Here is a 273-nt window from a genome sequence, read left to right on the forward strand (position 1 = left end):
TTAACGGCGCAACTGTCGCAACCAAAATCAGCGACAGACAGCTTGCCGACAACGACCCGCTTGTTGCTAGGAACGGCCGCTGCTGCCAGCTTTACCGATTACAACCAACCAACAGAAACCAAGACGCCGCTTGGCAAGACTGGCACCGTGAATTTAACCGCCGACAATACCGCAACAGCGGTGGTCGCGAACCAACAGTTCACAGGTAGTGACGTCTATCAGTTGGACTTCACGTTTGCTAACATCAAACTAGAAGTGCCCGCCAATCAAGGC

At 53.1% G+C, this 273-nt stretch carries 1 protein-coding gene; it reads left to right on the top strand.

Annotated features, from left to right (window positions below):
• Positions 1-273 (top strand): WxL domain-containing protein (locus HMPREF2953_RS10995; RefSeq protein WP_141754128.1); only part of this gene is annotated, 273 nt, incomplete at both ends.

It is taken from the genome of Staphylococcus sp. HMSC072E01, from assembly GCF_001814125.1.
In the GTDB taxonomy this organism is placed as follows: Bacteria; Bacillota; Bacilli; order Staphylococcales; family Staphylococcaceae; genus Staphylococcus; species Staphylococcus hominis.